We start from the raw sequence: 19672 nt of genomic DNA, 5'->3' as shown, positions 1-19672 counted from the left end.
TGGGGGGGGCGCGGGGGGCCCCCCGGCCGCGCGGGGGGGGCGCGGGGGGGGGGGGGGGGGGGGGTTTGCCCCCCCCCCGGGGGGGGGGGGTGTGGGTGGGGGGGGGGGGGGGGGGGGGGCCAACGTCTGCCGACGTCCCCGCCCTGCTCCGGGATGGTTCGGAGCGCAAAGGGGGCTCAGAAGAGCAGGCCGCCGGTGTACGGGGCTTTCTGCGACTGGTCGACCTTGGCCGTGTTGCAGGCGGCGTAGTGCGAGTTCGGCGCGATGGTCGCGGCGCCGCCGATGGCGGCGCCGACGGCGCCGTTGGACCAGGGCGCGACGCAGCGCAGGTCGACGAGCGTGCCGTTGGAGATGACGGCGCCCTGCTGCGGGGCGTTCACGACAACCGGGGACGACGAGAAGCCGTTGCCACCGGTGACCGTCGTGCAGTTGTCGGCTGCGGCAGTGCCGGCGGTCGCGAGGACGACGCCCGCGGCGAGGGCGGAGATGGCCGTAACCTTGTTACGCATGGAGTGTCCTTTCCGGACTGCGAGGGTGTTCACCTGCTCGGAATGACTCGAAGCAGGGGTCAGAAGAACAGGCCGCCCTGGTAACCGGCCTTCTGCGACTGGTCGACAGCCGCGGTGTTGCAGGCGGCGTAGTGCGAGTTCGGCGCGATGGTCGCGGCGCCGCCGAGGACGCCGACGGCACCGTTCGACCACGCCGCGATGCAGCGGCCGTCGATGAGCGAGCCGTTGACGACGACCACGCCCTGCTGGGGGGCGTTCACGACGACCGGAGACTCCGAAAAGCCGCCACCGCCAGTGACGTTGGTCGTGTTCGAGTGGGCGGAGGCAAGGCCAGCGCTGCCGCAGAGCGCGCTAAGGGCGAGTGCAGTGACGACCGCGAACTTCCTGGTCAACTCGGTTCCTTCCTGGATTCACGGTAAGCCGCGCTTACATAGCAAGAAACCGAAATATGTGGCGAAAAGTCACGCGGACAACGCTCATTAGGAGCGGATTCCACCGGATGGCGGAACGATTCCTTCCACCCATTACCCCGACCGTATGCACCGGAATAGCGCCCGGCGTGCGTCCGGCCCACTGGCAAGGAGGAGTCCAGTGGGCCGGACAGGCTTGAGGCGTATTTCCCCGGCGCGCATCGGGCGCCGGTCGGGGCGGAGCCACCGGTCCGGCTGCGGCTTCTGGGCCTGCGGCGCAGAAGCGCCGGACGAGGGTCTTGCCAGGCGTCCACCGGGACCCGTCCCGCGGCCCTGCGGCGTCGGCCGCGGGTCAGGGCCTCCCGGAGGACCAGAACCGGATCAGAGTGTCGGAATTCCGGTCCCGTCTCTGTCTCGCGGACAGAGGGGAGCACATGGCAGCGAAAGAATGGTGTACGGGAGGACTTCCGCCACGCCGACTCCTGGGGTTTTCCGTGTCACCCCTGGTTGAACAGGCCGCCGATACCGGCGCTGGTCGGCCCGTTCAGCGGGTGGACCTGCACGGAGCCGGTGCCGAGCGGGTTCTTCACCGGAATGGCGGGCTTCTTGTTGGTGGCGCGGCCCATACCGTCCAGGTACACGCCGGAGACCTTCGCCGCCTTGTTCTTGCCGGTCACCGTCGACGCCTGGTTCTCGTCGAACGCGCTGCCCTTGGTGAGGTTGCCCTGCTTGGCCACCCGCATCACCGTGTCGGCCGCGGGCACGAGGGCCGGCGTCACCTCGGTCTGGGACATGAGGCCGAGCGGGCCGGTGTTTTCGTGGACAGGAGCCTTGGTGGCGGCCGACGCCGCCACCGCGGAACCACCCACAAGACCCGCACCAATGGCCAACGCCGCAGTGGTGAAAACTGCCTTCTTCATGATTCACCTCACTTGAAGTTACCTCTGATCCGACAGATGCAGAACATAGCAGTCCACAGTCCGTCGAAAGCGAGGCGCTACTCCATACGCGTGAATGAAAAGGGAGTGAAGAAGCGCATTACTCCGCATTCCCTGGAGTTATTCACATGTGGTCGGCGAATAGATTGATCGTAAAAGAAAACTATGACACCACGTCTTTGCGGGCGAATCCCCGGAAGGCCAGGGCGAACAGCACCAGCGCGTAGGTCACGGAGATCGCGGTGCCCTGGATCACGCCGGACCACTCCGGGTGCGGCTGGACGGCGTCGGCCCAGGCGAACTGCCAGTGCGCGGGCAGGAAGTCGCGCCAGTGGCCGAGCGCGGTGACGGCGTCCAGGACGTTGCCGACGATGGTCAGACCGACCGCGCCGCCGACCGCGCCGAGCGGGGCGTCGGTCTTCGTCGACAGCCAGAACGCGAGACCGGCGGTGACCAGTTGGGACACGAAGATGTACGCCACGGTCAGCGCGAGACGCTGCACCGCCGTGCCGGTGTCCAGCGCACCGCCCGTGGGTATCTGCAGCGGACCCCAGCCGTAGGCGGCCGTACCGGCCGCGAGGGCGACCACCGGGAGCAGGATCATGGCGGCGAGGCTGAGCCCGAGCGCCACGGCCAGCTTGGACCACAGCAGCCGGGCCCGGGGCACGGGCGCGGCCAGCAGATAGCGCAGGGAGGACCAGCTCGCCTCCGAGGCGACGGTGTCCCCGCAGAACAGGGCGACCGGGATCACCAGCAGGAAGCCGGCCGACACGAACAGGTTCACGGCGGCGAAGTTGGCGCCGGACGCGGTGGCCGTGTCCATCAGGGTGATCCGGCCGTCGCGGCTCGACGGGTCGCCGCCGATCGCGAAGGCGATCAGCAGCACGAACGGCAGCAGGCCGAGGACCGCGCCCATGACCAGGGTGCGGCGCCGCTTGAGCTGACGGATCAGCTCCACCCGCAGGGGCAGGGTGTGCCCCGTCCGATAACCGGAGGCGACCTCGTTGAGCGTGCTCATGCAGAACCTCCGATCAGGGTGAGGAAGGCGTCTTCCAGGCGGCGGTGCGGCCCGACCGAGGCGACGGGCACCTCGAGGCGCACCAACTCCACGACCAGCCGCTCGGCCGTGCCGCCGGTCTCCAGCCGGACCAGCAGCCCGTCGTCGGTGCGGACGGCGGAGGCGACGCCCGGCAGCGCGGCCACCTTCTCCACGACCGGCTCCTCCACGGGCGTGGCGGTGCCGACCAGCAGTGTGTCGCCGGAGCCGACGATCTCGCCGACGGGACCGGCCTGGACGAGCCGGCCGCGGTCCATCACCACCAGGTGGGTGCAGGACTGTTCGACCTCGGCGAGGAGATGGCTGGAGACGATCACCGTGCGCCCGCCGGCCGCGTAGCGGATCATCACCTCGCGCATCTCGCGTATCTGGGGCGGGTCCAGGCCGTTGGTGGGCTCGTCGAGGATGAGCAGGTCGGGCAGGCCGAGCATGGCCTGGGCGATGGCGAGGCGCTGGCGCATGCCCTGCGAGTAGGTGCGCACCGCGCGGGCGAGGGCGTCGCCGAGCCCGGCGATCTCCAGGGCCTCCTCCAGGTGGGCGTCCTGGGGCGGGCGGCCGGTGGCCCGCCAGTACAGCTCCAGGTTCTCCCGGCCGGACAGGTGCGGCAGGAAGCCCGCGCCCTCCACGAAGGCGCCGACCCTCGACAGCACGGGTGCGCCGGGCCGGATCGCGTGGCCGAAGACGCGGATCTCGCCGTCGTCCGGGGTGATCAGGCCCATGAGCATGCGCAGGGTGGTGGTCTTGCCCGCGCCGTTGGGTCCGAGCAGGCCGAGCACCTGGCCCTTCTCCACCTTGAAGGACAGCTCGCGCACCGCGTACCGGTCTGCGGACTTCGCGTACCGCTTGCTCAAGTCCCTGATGACGAGCGGGACTTCGGCCAGCTCGGGGTCGGGCGCGGGGGTCGCCGTACGGCGGCGGGCCGTGAGCAGCAGGGCGAGCGCAACCGCCGCGCCGGCCACCGGCAGCCACCAGACCCAGGCGGGCAGGGACGCCGCGGCGGTGGTGACGGCAGGCGCCGTCGGCACGCTCAGCGCTCCCTCGATGGAGACGGTGTAGGTGGCCGGGGCGGCCGGTGAGGCGTAGCCGAGGTCGGTGGAGGCGAGGACCAGGCGGAGCCGGTGGCCCTTCTGCACCTGGTGGTCGATGGCCGGCAGGGTGACGGTGACGTCCTTGCCGGCCCGGGCGCCGGTCACCCGGAAGGGGGCGACGAGCTGGGCGGGCAGCACCTGCCGGGTGCCGCCGGGTCCGACGTCGTAGACCTTGCCGAAGAGGACGGCGTCGTCGCTGGTCGAGGTGATGTGGACGGTCGCGGTCGGGGTGCCGGTGATCTGCAGGTCGTGGCCGAGCGGGGCGGAGTCGAACTTCGCGTACTGGCCGGGGAAGTCGAGGGAGACGCCGAGGCCGAGCGCGGACAACTGGCCGAGGCCGCCGGACCCGCCGAGGCCGGGCAGGGCGGAGACACCGGGCGGGCTGGCACCGGCCGGGTTGGTGACGTGCTGGGGGCCGCCGGTCAGGCGGATGGCGCGCGGGTGGTCGCGCAGGCCGGGGTAGGTGCCGGCGGTCGCGCCGCGCAACTGGGCGGTGCCGTCGGTGGAGTTGACGCCTCCGGTGCGGGTGGTCCGGAAGGCCGGACCGGTGTCGGCCGCGGCGTCGCCCTTCAGATAGCGGTCGAACCACGCACGCACGCGTGCCTGGACCCGGCCGGACTCCATGTCCCCGCCGTCATGGCCGCCCGCGATCCAGTCGACGTCGACGGGAGCGCCGTTCGCCCGGATCGCCTTCTGGGCGGCGTCGGACTGGCCGAGGGTGAACAGGGAGTCCGTCTGGCCCTGGAGCAGCAGCGTGGGCACCTTGATGCGGCCGCCGACGGCCGACGGCGAACGCTGCTGAAGCAGCCGGCGGGCGGCCGCGTCCGGGGTGCCGGACTCGGCGACCCTGTCGTACATCCGGCACAGCGCGGGCTCGAAGCGGGCGCAGCCGCCGCCGAGGTTGAGGAAGACGCCGGCCCACAGCTTCTTGAACACGCCACTGGGGAACAGGGCGTCCGCGAGGTTCCAGTAGGTGATGGCCGGGGCGATGGCGTCGACCCGGTGGTCGTACCCGGCGGTGAGCAGGGAGATCGCGCCGCCGTAGGAGCCGCCGGCCATGCCCACGCGCGGGTCGCCGGGCTTGTCGAGCTGTACTTCGGGCCGCTTCGCCAGCCAGTCGATGAGCCGGGAGGCGTCGGCGACCTCGCCCTTCGGGTCGTTGAGCCCGATCTTCCCGGTGGACCTGCCGAAGCCGCGCGCGGACCAGGTCAGGACCGCGTACCCGTCCCGGGCGAGGTCCTCGGCCTGCCGGCGCGTGTCGTCCTTGCTGCCGCCGAAGCCGTGCGCCAGCAGGACGGCGGGGTGGCGGCCGGCGCCGGCCGGGGTGAAGAACGAGGTGTCCAGGCGGACCCCGTCGACCGCCATGACCTGGTCGGTCCTGTGCACCGGGGGTGTGTCACCGGATGCGGCGGCCGTCCACGTCCCGGCACCGGCGAGCACCACGACGGCGGCCGCGGCGGCGACGAGCCGGCGCGGCCCCTTGAGCAGCCCTCGCAGTGAGGGCACGCGCTGCCTCATCCGCCCCCGGAGGGGCGCCCCGGCCGAGGGCGGGCGAAGATCCATGCCTCAACGGTACGGGCCGCCACTGACAGCCGTTGACGCCGCTGGGCTGAACCCCCCGCCCTCCCGGAGGAGGACGGGGGGTGCCCGGCGTACACCAGGGGCGGTACGACGGCCCGGTCCAGCGCGGTTGGGATGCGTCACCGTTGCCTGGTGCGGGCGGCCGGTGGCTGGCCGCGCGGTTCCCCGCGCCCCTGGGCCCTGCCGGCCGCGCCACTCGCAGTCTCAGGCAGCCGCCTGTTCCTCCTCGGCCAGTCGGACGTCCTCCGGCAGGGACACCAGCCAGCGGGTCTCGCGGCGCGGGCGGAGGTAGAAGGCCCAGTAGAGGGTGGCGACGGCGGTGATGCCGCCGGTCCACCACAGGTACGACGGGTCCTGCTCGACCAGGATGTAGAGGAGGACGGCGATCAGCAGGACCGGCATGGCCGGCCACAGCGGCATCCGCCAGGCCTTCTTGGTGCCGTGCGCGCCGCGCCGGGACAGCAGCGCGGCGATGGCGACCAGCAGGTACAGGCCGGTGACGGCGACGCCGGTGACGCCGTAAAGGGTGTCCAGGTTGACGAAGCAGAGGACGGCACCGGGGACGCCGACGACGAGGGTGGCGACCCAGGGGGAGCCGAACCGGCCGAGCTTGGCGAGGGCGTTGTTGACCGGCTGGGGCCAGGCCTTGTCGCGGGCGGAGGCGAACAGGACGCGGGAGTTCTGGATGACCATGACGATGCCCGCGTTGATGATCGCGAGCGCGACGCACAGGCTGACGAAGGTGCCGACGGCGGAGTTGCTCCAGGCGATGACCATGCTGGAGATGTCGCCGCCGGTCAGGGTCTTGAGGTCACCGGCGCCGAGGGTGATCGCCACGACCGGGACCAGGATGACGACGCTGGAGATGGCGAGGGTGGCGAGGACGGTACGGGCGACACTGCGGCGCGGGTTCTCCAGCTCCTCGGAGAGGTAGATGGCGGTGGAGAAGCCCTGGGTGGCGAAGAGGGCGATGGCGAGCCCGGAGAGGACCATCATGGCCGTGACCGGGTTGACGTGCGCGTGGTCGCCGGCCACCTGGAGCGAGCTGACGAGGCTGCCCGCGCCGCGGTGGGAGTGGGTGAAGCCGAGCATCGCGACGACACCGGCGGCGACGACCTCCAGGACCAGGAAGACGCCGGTGATCCAGGCGTTGGCGCGCAGGTCCAGCAGGCCGGCGAGGGTGGCCGCGATCATCACGCCGGCGCCCGTCATGGAGGGGTCGAGGTGGACGACCGGGGCGAGGTAGTCGGCGGTGCCCATGGCGATGACCGGGGGGACGATCATCACGACGAGCAGCGACATCACGAAGGCCAGCCAGCCGGCGAGCCGCCCGGCGAGGGTGGAGACGATGGCGTACTCGCCGCCCGCGCTGGGGATGAGGGTGCCCAGCTCCGAGTAGCAGAAGGCCACGGGGATACAGAGCAGTGCGCCGATGGCGAGACAGAGCGCCGTCGCCGTGCCCAGGCTGGAGAACAGGTCGGGCACGATCACGAAGAGCGTGGAGGCGGGCGTGACGCAGGACAGCGTCAGGAGGGTGCCGCCGACGACACCGATGGAACGCTTGAGCCCCGGGGACTGGGCCGTCGCGGGGTCGACCACGGACTTCTGGAGCGTGTCGGTCATACGGCGGTTCCGATCGACTTGAGCGGGTGAGGGTGGGGGACGGGAGCGCTATCGCCTCCGGCGGATCGTCGTGCTTCGTGTTGTCCGCTCCCGGCGCTGCTTAGGGAACCCCGACGAAAACCGCCGCGTCAATGGGTGTTCACCTACGGAATCCGCAGCATAAACGCGATCAACAACTGATTCACGCGTCAACGCTCCACATACACCGGCCCTTGCACCCGTACGAGAATCGCAGGAGCCGGACGCAAAAAAATAGGGCCGTCCGTATAACGGACGGCCCTGTCGGTCGGTCAGTGGTTGCGCGGGAAGCCCAGGTCCACGCCCGCCGGGGCGTCGGCCGGGTCGGGCCAGCGCGTGGTGACGACCTTGCCGCGGGTGTAGAAGTGCGTGCCGTCGTTGCCGTAGATGTGGTGGTCGCCGAAGAGCGAGTCCTTCCAGCCGCCGAAGGAGTGGTAGCCGACGGGGACCGGGATCGGCACGTTCACGCCGACCATGCCCGCCTCGATCTCCAGCTGGAAGCGCCGGGCCGCGCCGCCGTCCCGGGTGAAGATCGCGGTGCCGTTGCCGAACGGCGAGGCGTTGATGAGCGCCACGCCCTCGTCGTAGGTGTCCACGCGCAGCACGCACAGCACCGGGCCGAAGATCTCGTCCTGGTACGCCTTCGCGGTGGTCGGCACCTTGTCGAGCAGCGAGATGCCGATCCAGTGGCCGTCCTCGAAGCCCTCGACGGTGTAACCGGTGCCGTCGAGCACCACCTCGGCGCCCTCGTCGGCGGCGCCCGCCACGTAGGACGCCACCTTGTCGCGGTGGGCGGCGGTGATCAGCGGGCCCATCTCGGAGGCCGGGTCGTTGCCCGGACCGATCTTGATCTTCTCGGCGCGCTCGCGGATCTTCTCCACCAGCGTGTCGCCGATCGCGCCGACCGCCACGACGGCCGAGATGGCCATGCAGCGCTCGCCCGCCGAGCCGTAGGCCGCCGAGACCGCCGCGTCGGCGGCCGCGTCCAGGTCGGCGTCCGGCAGGACCAGCATGTGGTTCTTGGCGCCGCCCAGGGCCTGCACCCGCTTGCCGTTGGCGGCGGCCGTGGTGTGGATGTAGCGGGCGATGGGGGTGGAGCCGACGAACGACACCGCCTTGACGTCCGGGTGCTCCAGCAGCCGGTCGACGGCCACCTTGTCACCGTGCACGACGTTGAAGACGCCGTCCGGCAGACCGGCCTCCGCGAGCAGCTCGGCGATCCTGATCGACGCCGACGGGTCCTTCTCGCTCGGCTTCAGCACGAAGGTGTTGCCGCACGCGATGGCGATCGGGAACATCCACATCGGGACCATCGCCGGGAAGTTGAACGGCGTGATGCCGGCGACGACACCGAGCGGCTGGCGGATCGCGGCCACGTCGACGCGGGTGGCGACCTGTGTGGACAGCTCGCCCTTCAGCTGGACGTTGATGCCGCAGGCCAGGTCGACGATCTCCAGACCGCGCGCCACCTCGCCGAGCGCGTCGGAGTGCACCTTGCCGTGCTCGGCGGTGATCAGCTCGGCGATCTCGTCGCGGTGCGCGTCGAGCAGCGCCCGGAACTTGAACAGGATCGAGGTCCGCTGGGCCAGCGAGGACTGGCCCCAGGTCAGATAGGCGTCCTTGGCCGCCGCTACGGCCGCGTCCACCTCCTCGACCGACGCGAACGCGACCTTCGTGGTGACCGCGCCGGTCGCCGGGTCGGTGACCGGCCCGTACGTGCCCGACGCGCCTTCGACGGTCTTCCCGCCGATCCAGTGGTTGACGATCTTCGTCATGCCCAGAGACTCCTTATTACAGATGGCGGCGTCGGGTCGAGACGTGCCGTTCGTACAGCTCTCGTGCCTTGACCGCGGACGGTCGGGTCGCGGTCTCGGCCACAGGAACATCCCACCAGGCCTGCGCCGGAGGCGCGCCCGACACAGTGTCGGACGTTTCGGTCTCCACGTAGACACATGTAGGAGTGTCGGCGGCCCGCGCCTCGGCGAGCGCCTCGCGCAGCTCCCGCACGGTCTTCGCGCGCAGCACCCGCATGCCCAGGCTTGCCGCGTTGGCCGCGAGGTCGACGGGCAGCGGGGCGCCCGTGAAGGTGCCGTCCTGGGCCTGGAAGCGATAGGCGGTGCCGAACCGCTCGCCGCCGACCGACTCCGAGAGCCCGCCGATGGACGCGTACCCGTGGTTCTGCACCAGCAGGATCTTGATCGCGACGCCCTCCTGCACGGCCGTCACGATCTCCGTCGGCATCATCAGATACGTGCCGTCGCCGACCAGCGCCCACACGTTCCGCTCCGGCGCGGCGAGCTTCACCCCGAGCGCGGCCGGGATCTCGTAGCCCATGCAGGAGTAGCCGTACTCCAGGTGGTACTGGTCCACCGACCGCGCCCGCCACAGCTTGTGCAGATCGCCCGGGAGCGAGCCGGCCGCGTTGATGATGACGTCCGACTCGTCCACCAGGGCGTCCAGGGCGCCGATGACCTGCGGCTGGGTCGGCCGTACGTCGATCTCCTCGGCCTCGAAGCAGGCGTCGACGCGCTGCTCCCAGCGCTCCTTGTCCTCGGTGTACTCGGTGACGTACGACTCCGCCGCCCTGTGCCCGTGCATCACCAGCGCCTCGGTCAGCTCGCCCAGGCCGCTGCGGGCGTCGGCGATCAGCGGGAGCCCGGCCAGCTTGTGGCCGTCGAACGGCGCGATGTTGAGGTTGAGGAAGCGGACGTCCGGGTTCTCGAAGAGGGTGCCGGAGGCGGTGGTGAAGTCGGTGTAGCGGGTGCCGACGCCGATCACCAGGTCGGCCGTGCGGGCCAGCTCGTCGGCGGTCGCGGTGCCGGTGTGGCCGACCCCGCCCACGTCCTGCGGATGGTCGTACCTGAGGGAGCCCTTGCCGGCCTGGGTGGAGGCCACCGGGATACGGGTGGCCGCCGCGAACTCGGCGAGGGCCGGCTCGGCGCGGCTGTGGTGGACTCCGCCGCCCGCGATGACCAGGGGCCTGCGTGCCGCGCGGATCGCCCGGACCGCCTCGGCCAGTTCGGTCGGGTCCGCGCCCGGCCGCCGTACGGTCCACACCCGCTCGGCGAAGAACTCCTCCGGCCAGTCGAACGCCTCCGCCTGCACGTCCTGCGGCAGGGCGAGGGTGACCGCGCCGGTCTCCACGGGGTCGGTGAGGACCCGCATGGCCTGCAGGGCGCTCGGGATCAGGGCCTCCGGACGGGTGATGCGGTCGAAGTACTTCGACACCGGGCGCAGGGTGTCGTTGACCGAGACATCACCGGCGTACGGCACCTCCAGCTGCTGCAGGACCGGGTCGGCGGGCCGGGTGGCGAAGACGTCGCCGGGCAGGAGCAGGACCGGGAGGTGGTTGATGGTGGCCAGTGCGGCGCCCGTCACCAGGTTGGTCGCGCCCGGGCCGATCGAGGTCGTCACCGCGTGCGTGGACAGGCGGTTCGACTGGCGGGCGTAGCCGACGGCCGCGTGCACCATGGACTGCTCGTTGCGGCCCTGGTGGTACGGCATGGCGTCCTGGTACTCGACCAGCGCCTGGCCGAGCCCGGCGACGTTGCCGTGACCGAAGATGCCCCAGGTGGCGCCGATCAGCCGCTGCCGCTCGCCGTCACGTTCGCTGTACTGGGCGGCGAGGAAACGGACCAGCGCCTGCGCGACGGTGAGCCGGGTCGTCGTCATCGGTAGCCCCCTGTGCTCTCTACGTGATCGGGGTGGAAGCAGATCCGCCACTCCCGGGTCTCGCCCGGGCCCGCCATGACGTTCAGGTAGTACATGTCATGCCCGGGCTGGGCGATGGACGGGCCGTGCCAGCCGTCGGGGACGAGGACGACGTCGCCGGAACGGACCTCGGCGAGGACGTCCGCGCCGCCCGCGCGGGAGGGGAACACCCGCTGGTAGCCGAGCCCGTTCGGGCCGTCGATCTCGAAGTAGTAGATCTCCTCCAGCTCGGACTCCTCGCCCGGCCGGTGCTCGTCGTGCTTGTGCGGCGGGTACGACGACCAGTTGCCGCCCGGCGTGATCACCTCCACGGCGATCAGCTTGTCGCAGTCGAAGCCCTGTCCATCAGCGCCTCCGGCGCGGGCGGCTGAGGCGAAGTTGCGCACCTGACGGGCGCAGCTGCCGCTGCCGCGCTCCTCGACGGGGACCTCCGGCGCGGGGCCGTAGCGGGCGGGGAGTCGTCGCTCGCACTTCGCTCCTGCCAGGGCGAAGCGGCCTCCCGCGCCGGAGGCGATCTGGACCCGGGCGTCCCGGGGAACGTACGCGAAGTCGGAGACGTCCGCGAACACGCTCTCCCGGCCCAGGAGTTGGAACTCGGCCTGCTCCGATGATGCGGTCTCGATTTGTACGGTACATCCGCCTTCCAGCGGAAGCACGATCCACTCGCTGTCCCCGGCGGTGAACATACGGCTGCCGCCGGGCGCCAACTCGACCACGCGCAGGCTGCTGTGTGTCCAGCCGGCCAACTTGGGGTCGATGTCGACGGCGTACTGGGCGTTCCCGGTGGCGCCCCTGGGCAGATGCAGGTCGGTGCTGGTCATGCGGCCCTCACAGCAGTCCTACGGCGGTGTCCACGGCGGCGGCCACATCGCCGTCCGCCGGGTACAGCAGCGAGCGGCCGACCACCAGGCCGCGCACGGTGGGGAGTTGGAGCGCGCCGCGCCACTTGTCGTAGGCGGCGACCTGGTCCTCGGGCGAGTCGCCGATGTCACCGCCGAGCAGCACGGCCGGCAGGGTGGAGGTCTCCATGACCCGGGCCATGTCGTCGGGGTTGTCGGTGACGGGCACCTTCAGCCAGGTGTAGGCGGAGGAGCCGCCGAGGCCGGAGGCGATGGCGATGGACCGGGTGACCGCCTCGGCGGACAGGTCGTTGCGCACCTTGCCCTCGGGGGTGCGGCGGCTGATGAACGGCTCGACGAAGACCGGCAGCCGGCGCGCGGCCATGTCGTCGATGGCGCGGGCGGTGGACTCCAGGGTGGTCAGGGAGCCGGGGTCGTCGTAGTCGATGCGCAGCAGCAGCTTGCCCGCGTCGAAGCCGAGCCGCTGGAGGTCCTCGGGGCGGTGCCCGGTGAAGCGGTCGTCCAGCTCGAAGCTGGCCCCCTGCAGTCCGCCCCGGTTCATCGAGCCCATGACCACCTTGTGGTCGAGGGCGCCGAGCAGGAGCAGGTCGTCCAGGATGTCGGCGGTGGCGAGGACGCCGTCGACACCGGGTCGGGACAGCGCGAGGCAGAGGCGTTCGAGCAGGTCGGCGCGGTTGGCCATGGCGAGCTTGCGGTCGCCGACGCCGAGGGCGCCCCGGGCGGGGTGATCGGCGGCGACGATCATCAGCCTGCCGTTGTCGTTGAGGAGCGGCCTGCGAGCACGCCGCACGGCGGCCTCGGCGATCGCCTCGGGGTGATGAGTGCGGATGCGGACGAGTTCGGCCACGTCGACGCGGGGGCAGGGGGAACGTGCGGCGCCCTCGCGGTGGGGGGCCGCGGTGGCTTCGCGTCCGGTGCCCGCGATGGTGTCGGGGCCGGACCCGCCCTCGGTGTGGGTGCCTGCGACCCGGCCCGCCCTCACAGCACCGCTCCGGCGTCGAGCGCGGCGGCCACCTCGTCCGGGGTGGGCATCGCGGAGGAGCACTCCAGGCGGGACGCGACGATGGCGCCGGCCGCGTTGGCGTGCCGCATGATCGTCTCCAGGTCCCAGCCTTCGAGGAGGCCGTGGCAGAGGGAGCCGCCGAAGGCGTCCCCGGCGCCGAGGCCGTTGAGGACGTTGACGGGCAGGGGTGGTACCTCGGCGGACTCGCCCGAGGAGCTGACCGCGAGGACACCCTTGGGCCCCTGCTTGACGACGGCGATCTCGACGCCGGCCTGGAGGAGCGCGCGGGCGGCCTGATGCGGTTCGCGCACGCCGGTGGCGACCTCGACCTCGTCCAGATTTCCGACGGCGACGGTCGTGTGCTTCAGGGCCTCGGCGTAGAAGGGGCGGGCCGCATCGGGGTCGGTCCAGAACATCGGCCGCCAGTCGAGGTCGAACACGGTGATGCCGGACTTGTTCCGGTGGGCGAGGGCCGCGAGGGTCGCCGTACGACTGGGCTCCTCGCTCAGGCCGGTGCCGGTCATCCAGAAGATACCGGCGCCGCGGATCGCGTCGAGATCGAGCTCGTGGGCGTCGATCTCCAGATCGGGCGCCTTGGGCTGCCGGTAGAAGTAGAGCGGGAAGTCGTCCGGCGGGAAGACCTCGCAGAAGGTGACCGGGGTCGGGAGCCCCTGGACCGGCGTGACCCAGCGGTCGTCCACGCCGAAGCCCCGCAGCGCCTCGTGCAGATAGACGCCGAACGCGTCGTCGCCCGTGCGGGTGATCACCGCGGCGTGCCGGCCGAGCCGGGCCGCGGCGACCGCGACGTTCGTCGCCGACCCGCCGAGGAACTTGCCGAAGGACGACACCTGGGCGAGCGGGACGCCGGTCTGCAGCGGGTAGAGGTCCACTCCGATCCGCCCCATGGTGATCAGGTCGTAGGCCATCGGCTTCCCTTCGTCATGACTCTCCCCGGCTTTCTAGTCCCGTACGGCGAATCCTGTCAATGTTTTGTCCAGACATTCGGACCAGCTCTTGACACCGCTTTCCGGCCGCCCGCACGCTGGCGCCCATGACGTCGTTGTCGCCCTCTTCCTCACTGTCCCGTATCCGGATCGGATCGGCGCCCGACTCCTGGGGCGTGTGGTTCCCCGACGATCCCCGGCAGGTGCCCTGGCGGCGCTTCCTCGACGAGGTGGCCGGCTCCGGTTACGAGTGGATCGAGCTGGGCCCCTACGGCTATCTCCCCAGCGACCCCGCGGTGCTCGCGGAGGAGACCGCGCGGCGCGGCCTGAAGGTGTCGGCCGGCACCGTCTTCACCGGCCTGCACCACGGTGCGGCCGTCTGGGACAGGACCTGGGCGCACGTGTCGGACATCGCGGCGCTGACCCAGGCGATGGGCGCCCGGCACCTCGTCGTCATCCCGTCCTTCTGGCGTGACGACAAGACGGGCGAGGTGCTGGAGCCCGACACGCTGACCGCCGAGCAGTGGCGGAACCTGACCTCGCTGACCGAGCGGCTGGGGCGACAGGTGCGGGAGCGGTACGGGCTGACGATCGTCGTCCATCCGCACGCCGACACCCACATCGACAGCGAGGAGAACGTCAGCCGCTTCCTCGACGGCACGGACTCCGACCTGGTGTCACTGTGCCTGGACACGGGGCACTACGCGTACTGCGGCGGGGACAGCGTCAAGCTGATCGAGACGTACGGGGAACGGATCGGGTATCTGCACCTCAAGCAGGTGGATCCGGAGATCCTGGCGGACGTACGGGCCAAGGGGACGCCGTTCGGGCCCGCGGTGGCGCAGGGGGTGATGTGCGAACCTCCGCGTGGCGTACCGGAGTTGGGGCCGGTGCTGGAGGCTGCGCAGCGGCTGGGGGTCGAGTTGTTCGCGATCGTGGAGCAGGACATGTATCCCTGTGCTCCGGACGCGCCCTTGCCCATCGCCCGGCGGACCCGGGCGTTTCTTCGGTCGTGCGGGGTGTAACGGCGCTCGCTGGGTGCCGGGTTCGCCGAGTGTGCGACGAACGGGCCGCGCGGGGGCTGTGCGGGGCTGCGCGCCCCCGCGCACGCCTTTGCGGCGGCTGTGCCACAAACACCTCCTCTGTGTCACACATGTCACGAGTACGCCGGTTGTGCGTCACATCCTGTCGACAGGCCCTGTCCGCTGGTCACTCTGCGTCGTTCACCGGGCACAGGCTCGGTGATCGCCAGCGCAGTGCCCGGCTCCCCCGACGGCCGCCCCCCGGTCGCCGCCGCGGCGCGCGCAGGGAGGTGCAACTCATGACCGACCAAAGGCTCTGGTCCTACAAGGAGATCGCGGCGCACATCAGGGTGCAGCCGGACACCGTACGGTCCTATCGCAAGCACGGGCTGCTGCCGCCGCCCGACCACGTGGAGGGCGGCAAGCCCTACTGGTACGCCGACACCGTCCGCGCCTGGGTCGCCTCCCGGCCGGGCAACCGCGGGCGCCGACCGGACTGACCTGCACCGTGAATCGGCTGTGCCTCCTCACACCGGAGTGGGTGCGCGCCTCCTACGGCCCTCAGCCCCACGGTTCGATGACCGTGACCCCGGCCCCCGGTGCCGTACCCATCGCCGCGAGGGCCGCCGGTGCGGCGTCGAGTGTGATGGTGGACGTCACCAGGAGGTCGGGACGCAGGGCGCCGGAGCGGACCAGGCCGAGCATGCCGGGGTAGGTGTGGGCGGCCATGCCGTGGCTGCCGAGGAGTTCGAGCTCCAGGGCGATGGCACGGGCCAGCGGGACGGGTGTGGTGCCGTCGGCCGAGGGCAGCAGGCCCACCTGGACGTGCCGGCCGCGGCGGCGCAGGCCGTTCACGGAAGCCGCGCAGGTGGCGGGCGAGCCGAGGGCGTCCAGGGAGAGATGGGCGCCGCCGTCGGTCAGCTCGCGGACGGCGGCGGCCGTGTCCGGCGTGCCGGTCGCGTCCAGGCACTGCGCGGCGCCGAACTTCCGCGCGAGGTCGAGGGCCTGGGGTGACACGTCGACGGCGATCACGCGCGCACCGGCCGCCGCCGCGATCATCACCGCCGACAGTCCCACGCCGCCGCAGCCGTGTACCGCGACCCACTCCCCCGCCGCCACCCGGCCCTGCTGCACCACCGCGCGGAATGCGGTGGCGAAGCGGCAGCCGAGGGCGGCGGCGGTGGTGTACGCCATGTCGTCCGGGACCGCGACCAGGTTGACGTCGGCGTGGTCGAGCGCGACGTACTGGGCGAAGGAGCCCCAGTGGTGGAAGCCCGGCTGGGTCTGGCGTTCGCACACCTGCTGCTCGCCCGCCGCGCAGGCCGGGCAGGTGCCGCAGGCGCAGACGAACGGCACGGTGACCCGGTCGCCGGGCCGCCACCCGGAAACCCGGGAGCCCACCGACTCGACGACACCGGCGAGTTCGTGCCCGGGGACGTGCGGCAGCGTGATGTCGGGGTCGTGGCCCATCCAGCCGTGCCAGTCGCTTCGGCAGAGGCCGGTGGCCTCGACGCGGACGACGACGCCGTGCTCCGCGGGTTCCGGGTCGGGTACGTTCCGTACCTCGGAAGGTTCACCGTATTGCTCGAAGACCACCGCTCTCATGTGCACTCCCGTCGCCGTTGCGGTCAGCGGGTACATCGTGGCTGGTCGCTTTCCCGAGTTCCCCCTCGCTCAGGCCAAACCGTTCGTGAAGGCGGCGCAATGGCGCCGGCGCCCACCATGTGGCCCTGCCCGTCAGCCGCATGATGGCCGGGACCAGGAGGCTGCGGACCACCATGGCGTCCATCAGGACCGCCAGGGCGATGCCCAGGCCGAGCATCTTGGTGTTGGTCACCCGTGAGGTGCCGATGGCGACCATCACCACCGCGAGGATGACCGCCGCAGCGGTGATCAGCCCGCCGGTGCGCTGGAGTCCGTGCCGCACCGCGGCGTCGTGGTCGCCCGTGCGGTCGTACTCCTCCTTGATGCGGGAGAGCAGGAACACGCCGTAGTCCATGGAGAGCCCGAAGGCCACGCAGAACATCAGCACGGGCAGGGTGGTCTCGATGGAGCCGGAGCTGGTGAAGCCGAGCGCGCCGGAGAGGTGGCCGTCCTGGAAGACCCAGACCACGGCGCCGAACATCGCGGTCAGGCTGAGCGCGTTGAGCACCACGGCCTGCACGGGTATCAGCACGCTTCCGGTGAGCAGGAAGACCAGGAGGAGCGTGACGACGGCGATGAAGGCGGCGGCCCACGGCAGGCGCTGCGCTATCGCGTGCTTGGTGTCGACGAGGACGGCGGCCGTGCCGGTCACCCTGGCGTCGAAGGGAGTGCGCAACGAGCGCAGATCGCCGACCAGGCGCTGGGCAGGGTCGTCGACGGCCTCGCCCTTCGGCTGCACCGTGAAGTAGGCGGCATCGCCCTTGACCAGCGGGCCGTCGACGCGGGCCACCTCGGGCAGGGCGGTGACCTGCTGCTTGTAGGCGGCGTACTGGGCGGCGGTGGCCCTGCCCTGGGCCAGCACCTCGAGACCGCCGCCGGGGCTGCCCGGGAAGCCCTCGCGGATGTGCTCCTGCACCACGTGGGACTCGGCGGTCGAGGGCAGTTGCCGGTCGTCGGCGGTGCCGAACTTCACGCCCAGGAAGGGCAGTCCGAGGGTGACCAGGAGGACGCTGGTGCCCAGCGCGAAGAGAGGTGCGCGGCGCATCACCAGGCCGGCGGCTCGGGCCCAGGTGCTCCCGGGGGTGCCGGTGGTCCCGGTGGTGCCCTCGGCGGGCTGCGGGGCGCGCCTGCGGCGGAAGAGGCGCCGCATGTCCAGGGAGTTGACCCGGTGGCCGAGCAGGACCAGCGCGGCCGGGAGCAGGATCAGGGCGGCGGCCGCGGCGAGCAGGACCACGGCGATGCCGGCGTAGGCGAAGGACCGCAGGAAGTACTGCGGGAAGACCATCATGGCGGCCAGGGACACCGCCACCGTGAGGGCGGAGAACAGGACCGTGCGGCCGGCGGTGCGCAGGGTCGTACCGACGGCCGTCAACGGGTCGGTGCCCGTGGACAGTTCCTCGCGGAAGCGGCGGACGATGAACAGGGCGTAGTCGATGGCCAGGCCGAGGCCGAGGGCCGTGGTGAGGTTGAGCGCGAAGACGGAGACGTCGGTGAAGGAGGTCAGGCCGCGCAGGACGGCGTTGGTGCCGAGGATGGCGACGATGCCGATGCCGAGCGGCAGCAGGGCGGCGACCGCGCTGCCGAAGACCATGATCAGCAGCACCAGCGTGATCGGCAGGGCGATCATCTCGGCGCGGGCCAGGTCCTCCTTGATGATCGTCTGCATCTCGTGCCGGACCGCGACGATGCCGCCGATCTTCACCCGGACCGGGCCGTGCGCGCCCCGGTAGTGCGGGGCGATGCGGTCGAGCGTCCGGCCCATCGCGTTGTCGTCGCCGGTGATGCGGGCGGCGATCAGCGCCTCATGGCCGTCCTTGGCGCGCAGGGCCGGTGATCCGCTCTGCCAGTAGGAGCCGACGCCGGTCACCCCCTTCTCCCCCGTCAGCCGGCCGGCCAGGTCGCGGGCCTCGGCGGCGACCGCCGGATCGTCGACCGAGGCGCGGCCCGAGTCGACCAGGAGCAGCAGGTTCGGCTGGGAGGCGGGGAACTCGCGCTCCAGGGCCTTGGTGGCGTACGTCGACTCGGCGGCCGGGTCCTCCCAGCCGCCGCTGCCGAGACGGTCCGCGACCCCGCTGCCGGCGAACACGGCGAGCGCGGTGAGCACCAGGGCCACCAGGAGTGACAGGCGGGGGCGGGCGGTCACGAAGCGGGTGTAGCGGCCGGGTCGGGGTGGCGTGCCCTCCGACGGCCGCTCCGACGCTCCCTCGCCCGTCCGCGGCGGCGTGTTGACTTCGGTCATCGTGCGGTGTCCCCTTCACCGTGACCCATGTCTGAGCAGGCAGGCAGCATGAGTCGGTCATTGCCCATAGACTGGCAAACACGAGAGATCGCTCGCGTTTCTCCAGAATGCGAGCGGCCACTCGCGTTTGTCAATCACGTCCGGAGAGCTGGGGATAACGCGTGCCCGACAACCCGCAGACACGGAAGGAGCAGCCGCGTCGCCGGCAGGCCCGCGGGGAGCGCCGTATCGCCCAGCTGCTCGAGGCGGCCGCGCGGGTCTTCTGCACCACCGGCTACACCTCCGCCAGCACCAACGCCATCGCCCGCGAGGCCGGCGTCTCACCGGGCACGCTCTACCAGTTCTTCCCGAACAAGGAGGCGATCGCGATCGAGCTGGGCGACCGGCTCGTCCACGAGATGCGGGAGACGTACGGCGAGGCGCTGGCCCCCGTCGACCCCGCCACCCCGCTGGAGGAGGCCATCGGTTCCGCCATCGACCGGTTCATGGCCTTCAACACCGAGCACCCGGTGTTCTTCGCGCTGATGCACGGCTCCGACATCCCCGGCCGGATGGCCGAGACGCACGACCAGCTGCACACCACGGTGGTCGGCCGGATCGAGGACCTGCTCGCCTCCCTCATGCCCGGCGCCACCCCGGCCGACGTCACCCGCACGGCGCACGTCTGCCTCGGCATCTACAAGTCCGGCCTCGAACTGGTCCTCGCCCACGAGGGCACCGAGCGCGCGGCCTACGTCCAGGAGATCAAGAACGTCCTGGTCCGCTACCTGCAACCACTGGTGGGCGAGAGACTCGGCCTCGGGTGACACGGGGGTGACACCGGCGGGCGGCGGGCGGCGGGCGGCGGGCGGCGGGCGGCGGGCGGCGGGCGGCGAAAGCCGAGCCATTGCCGAGAGTCGCTGCAACCAACCCCGGAGACCTCGGGACACAGACAGCAGCCGAACCAGGAAAGTCACCGACCCCAGGCGATCCCGACACCCAGGCCCCCGCGCCCCGAGCGCCCTCCGCCACCCCGTTACCCCCAG

At 71.5% G+C, this 19672-nt stretch carries 16 protein-coding genes; 3 read left to right on the top strand and 13 right to left on the bottom strand.

Annotated features, from left to right (window positions below; all coding sequences use genetic code 11):
- Positions 1-176: 176 nt before the first annotated feature.
- From ACFYZB_RS44640 to iolC, 11 genes are all read right to left on the bottom strand, one after another.
- Entirely contained in the window at positions 177-509 is a 333-nt protein-coding gene (locus ACFYZB_RS44640) for a hypothetical protein (RefSeq protein WP_351217245.1), read from the bottom strand.
- 59 nt (positions 510-568) lie between these two features.
- Positions 569-769: a hypothetical protein gene (locus ACFYZB_RS44635; protein WP_388767621.1), complete on the bottom strand. Its 201-nt coding sequence runs from the start codon at positions 767-769 to the stop codon at positions 569-571.
- 647 nt (positions 770-1416) lie between these two features.
- Entirely contained in the window at positions 1417-1839 is a 423-nt protein-coding gene (locus ACFYZB_RS44630; RefSeq protein ID WP_388767619.1) for a hypothetical protein, read from the bottom strand.
- 181 nt (positions 1840-2020) lie between these two features.
- Entirely contained in the window at positions 2021-2875 is an 855-nt protein-coding gene (locus ACFYZB_RS44625) for an ABC transporter permease (RefSeq protein WP_388767618.1), read from the bottom strand.
- Positions 2872-5520 (bottom strand): CocE/NonD family hydrolase, encoded by a 2649-nt coding sequence (locus ACFYZB_RS44620; RefSeq protein ID WP_388767624.1) that lies wholly within the window; start codon positions 5518-5520, stop codon positions 2872-2874. Before ACFYZB_RS44620 ends, ACFYZB_RS44625 begins: the two co-directional genes overlap by 4 nt.
- Positions 5521-5787: 267 nt before the next feature.
- Positions 5788-7206, bottom strand: a complete 1419-nt coding sequence (locus ACFYZB_RS44615; RefSeq protein ID WP_388767617.1) for an APC family permease — start codon at positions 7204-7206, stop codon at positions 5788-5790.
- Between the two features lie 290 nt (positions 7207-7496).
- Complete coding sequence (gene mmsA / locus ACFYZB_RS44610) at positions 7497-8999, bottom strand: CoA-acylating methylmalonate-semialdehyde dehydrogenase (protein ID WP_351217255.1); 1503 nt, start codon at positions 8997-8999, stop codon at positions 7497-7499.
- Positions 9000-9015: 16 nt separating this feature from the next.
- A complete protein-coding gene (gene iolD / locus ACFYZB_RS44605) occupies positions 9016-10896 on the bottom strand; it encodes a 3D-(3,5/4)-trihydroxycyclohexane-1,2-dione acylhydrolase (decyclizing) (RefSeq protein WP_388767616.1) in 1881 nt (626 codons plus the stop codon).
- Positions 10893-11756: a 5-deoxy-glucuronate isomerase gene (gene iolB / locus ACFYZB_RS44600; protein WP_388767615.1), complete on the bottom strand. Its 864-nt coding sequence runs from the start codon at positions 11754-11756 to the stop codon at positions 10893-10895. Before iolB ends, iolD begins: the two co-directional genes overlap by 4 nt.
- Before the next feature lie 7 nt (positions 11757-11763).
- A complete protein-coding gene (locus ACFYZB_RS44595; protein WP_388767623.1) occupies positions 11764-12642 on the bottom strand; it encodes a deoxyribose-phosphate aldolase in 879 nt (292 codons plus the stop codon).
- Between the two features lie 131 nt (positions 12643-12773).
- Complete coding sequence (gene iolC, locus ACFYZB_RS44590; RefSeq protein WP_388767614.1) at positions 12774-13724, bottom strand: 5-dehydro-2-deoxygluconokinase; 951 nt, start codon at positions 13722-13724, stop codon at positions 12774-12776.
- Between the two features lie 125 nt (positions 13725-13849).
- Here iolC and ACFYZB_RS44585 point away from each other — a divergent pair, with 125 nt between their 5' ends.
- Together ACFYZB_RS44585 and ACFYZB_RS44580 are read left to right on the top strand one after the other, a co-directional pair.
- Positions 13850-14767 (top strand): sugar phosphate isomerase/epimerase family protein, encoded by a 918-nt coding sequence (locus ACFYZB_RS44585; RefSeq protein ID WP_388767612.1) that lies wholly within the window; start codon positions 13850-13852, stop codon positions 14765-14767.
- 296 nt (positions 14768-15063) lie between these two features.
- The gene (locus tag ACFYZB_RS44580) at positions 15064-15264 is read left to right on the top strand and encodes a MerR family transcriptional regulator (RefSeq protein WP_351217265.1); all 201 of its coding nucleotides are present in this window, start codon (positions 15064-15066) and stop codon (positions 15262-15264) included.
- Positions 15265-15325: 61 nt separating this feature from the next.
- Here the strand turns inward: ACFYZB_RS44580 and ACFYZB_RS44575 are convergent, their stop codons facing one another.
- Both ACFYZB_RS44575 and ACFYZB_RS44570 read right to left on the bottom strand, forming a co-directional pair.
- On the bottom strand, positions 15326-16369 hold the full coding sequence (locus ACFYZB_RS44575; RefSeq protein ID WP_388767611.1) for a zinc-dependent alcohol dehydrogenase family protein: 1044 nt from the start codon (positions 16367-16369) through the stop codon (positions 15326-15328).
- Positions 16338-18647 (bottom strand): MMPL family transporter, encoded by a 2310-nt coding sequence (locus tag ACFYZB_RS44570; RefSeq protein WP_388767610.1) that lies wholly within the window; start codon positions 18645-18647, stop codon positions 16338-16340. The genes ACFYZB_RS44575 and ACFYZB_RS44570 overlap by 32 nt, the downstream gene beginning before the upstream one ends.
- 161 nt (positions 18648-18808) lie before the next feature.
- On the opposite strand from ACFYZB_RS44570, the gene ACFYZB_RS44565 reads away from it, so the two are divergent.
- Positions 18809-19453 carry a TetR/AcrR family transcriptional regulator gene (locus ACFYZB_RS44565; RefSeq protein ID WP_388767609.1) on the top strand — a complete coding sequence of 215 codons (645 nt, stop codon included), beginning with the start codon at positions 18809-18811 and terminating at the stop codon, positions 19451-19453.
- Positions 19454-19672 lie beyond the last annotated feature (219 nt).

The sequence above is a fragment of the Streptomyces sp. NPDC001852 genome, from assembly GCF_042891825.1.
Classification (GTDB): domain Bacteria; phylum Actinomycetota; class Actinomycetes; order Streptomycetales; family Streptomycetaceae; genus Streptomyces.
The sequence above is the reverse complement of the archived record's forward strand: the minus strand, read 5'-3'. Positions and strand labels throughout refer to the sequence as shown.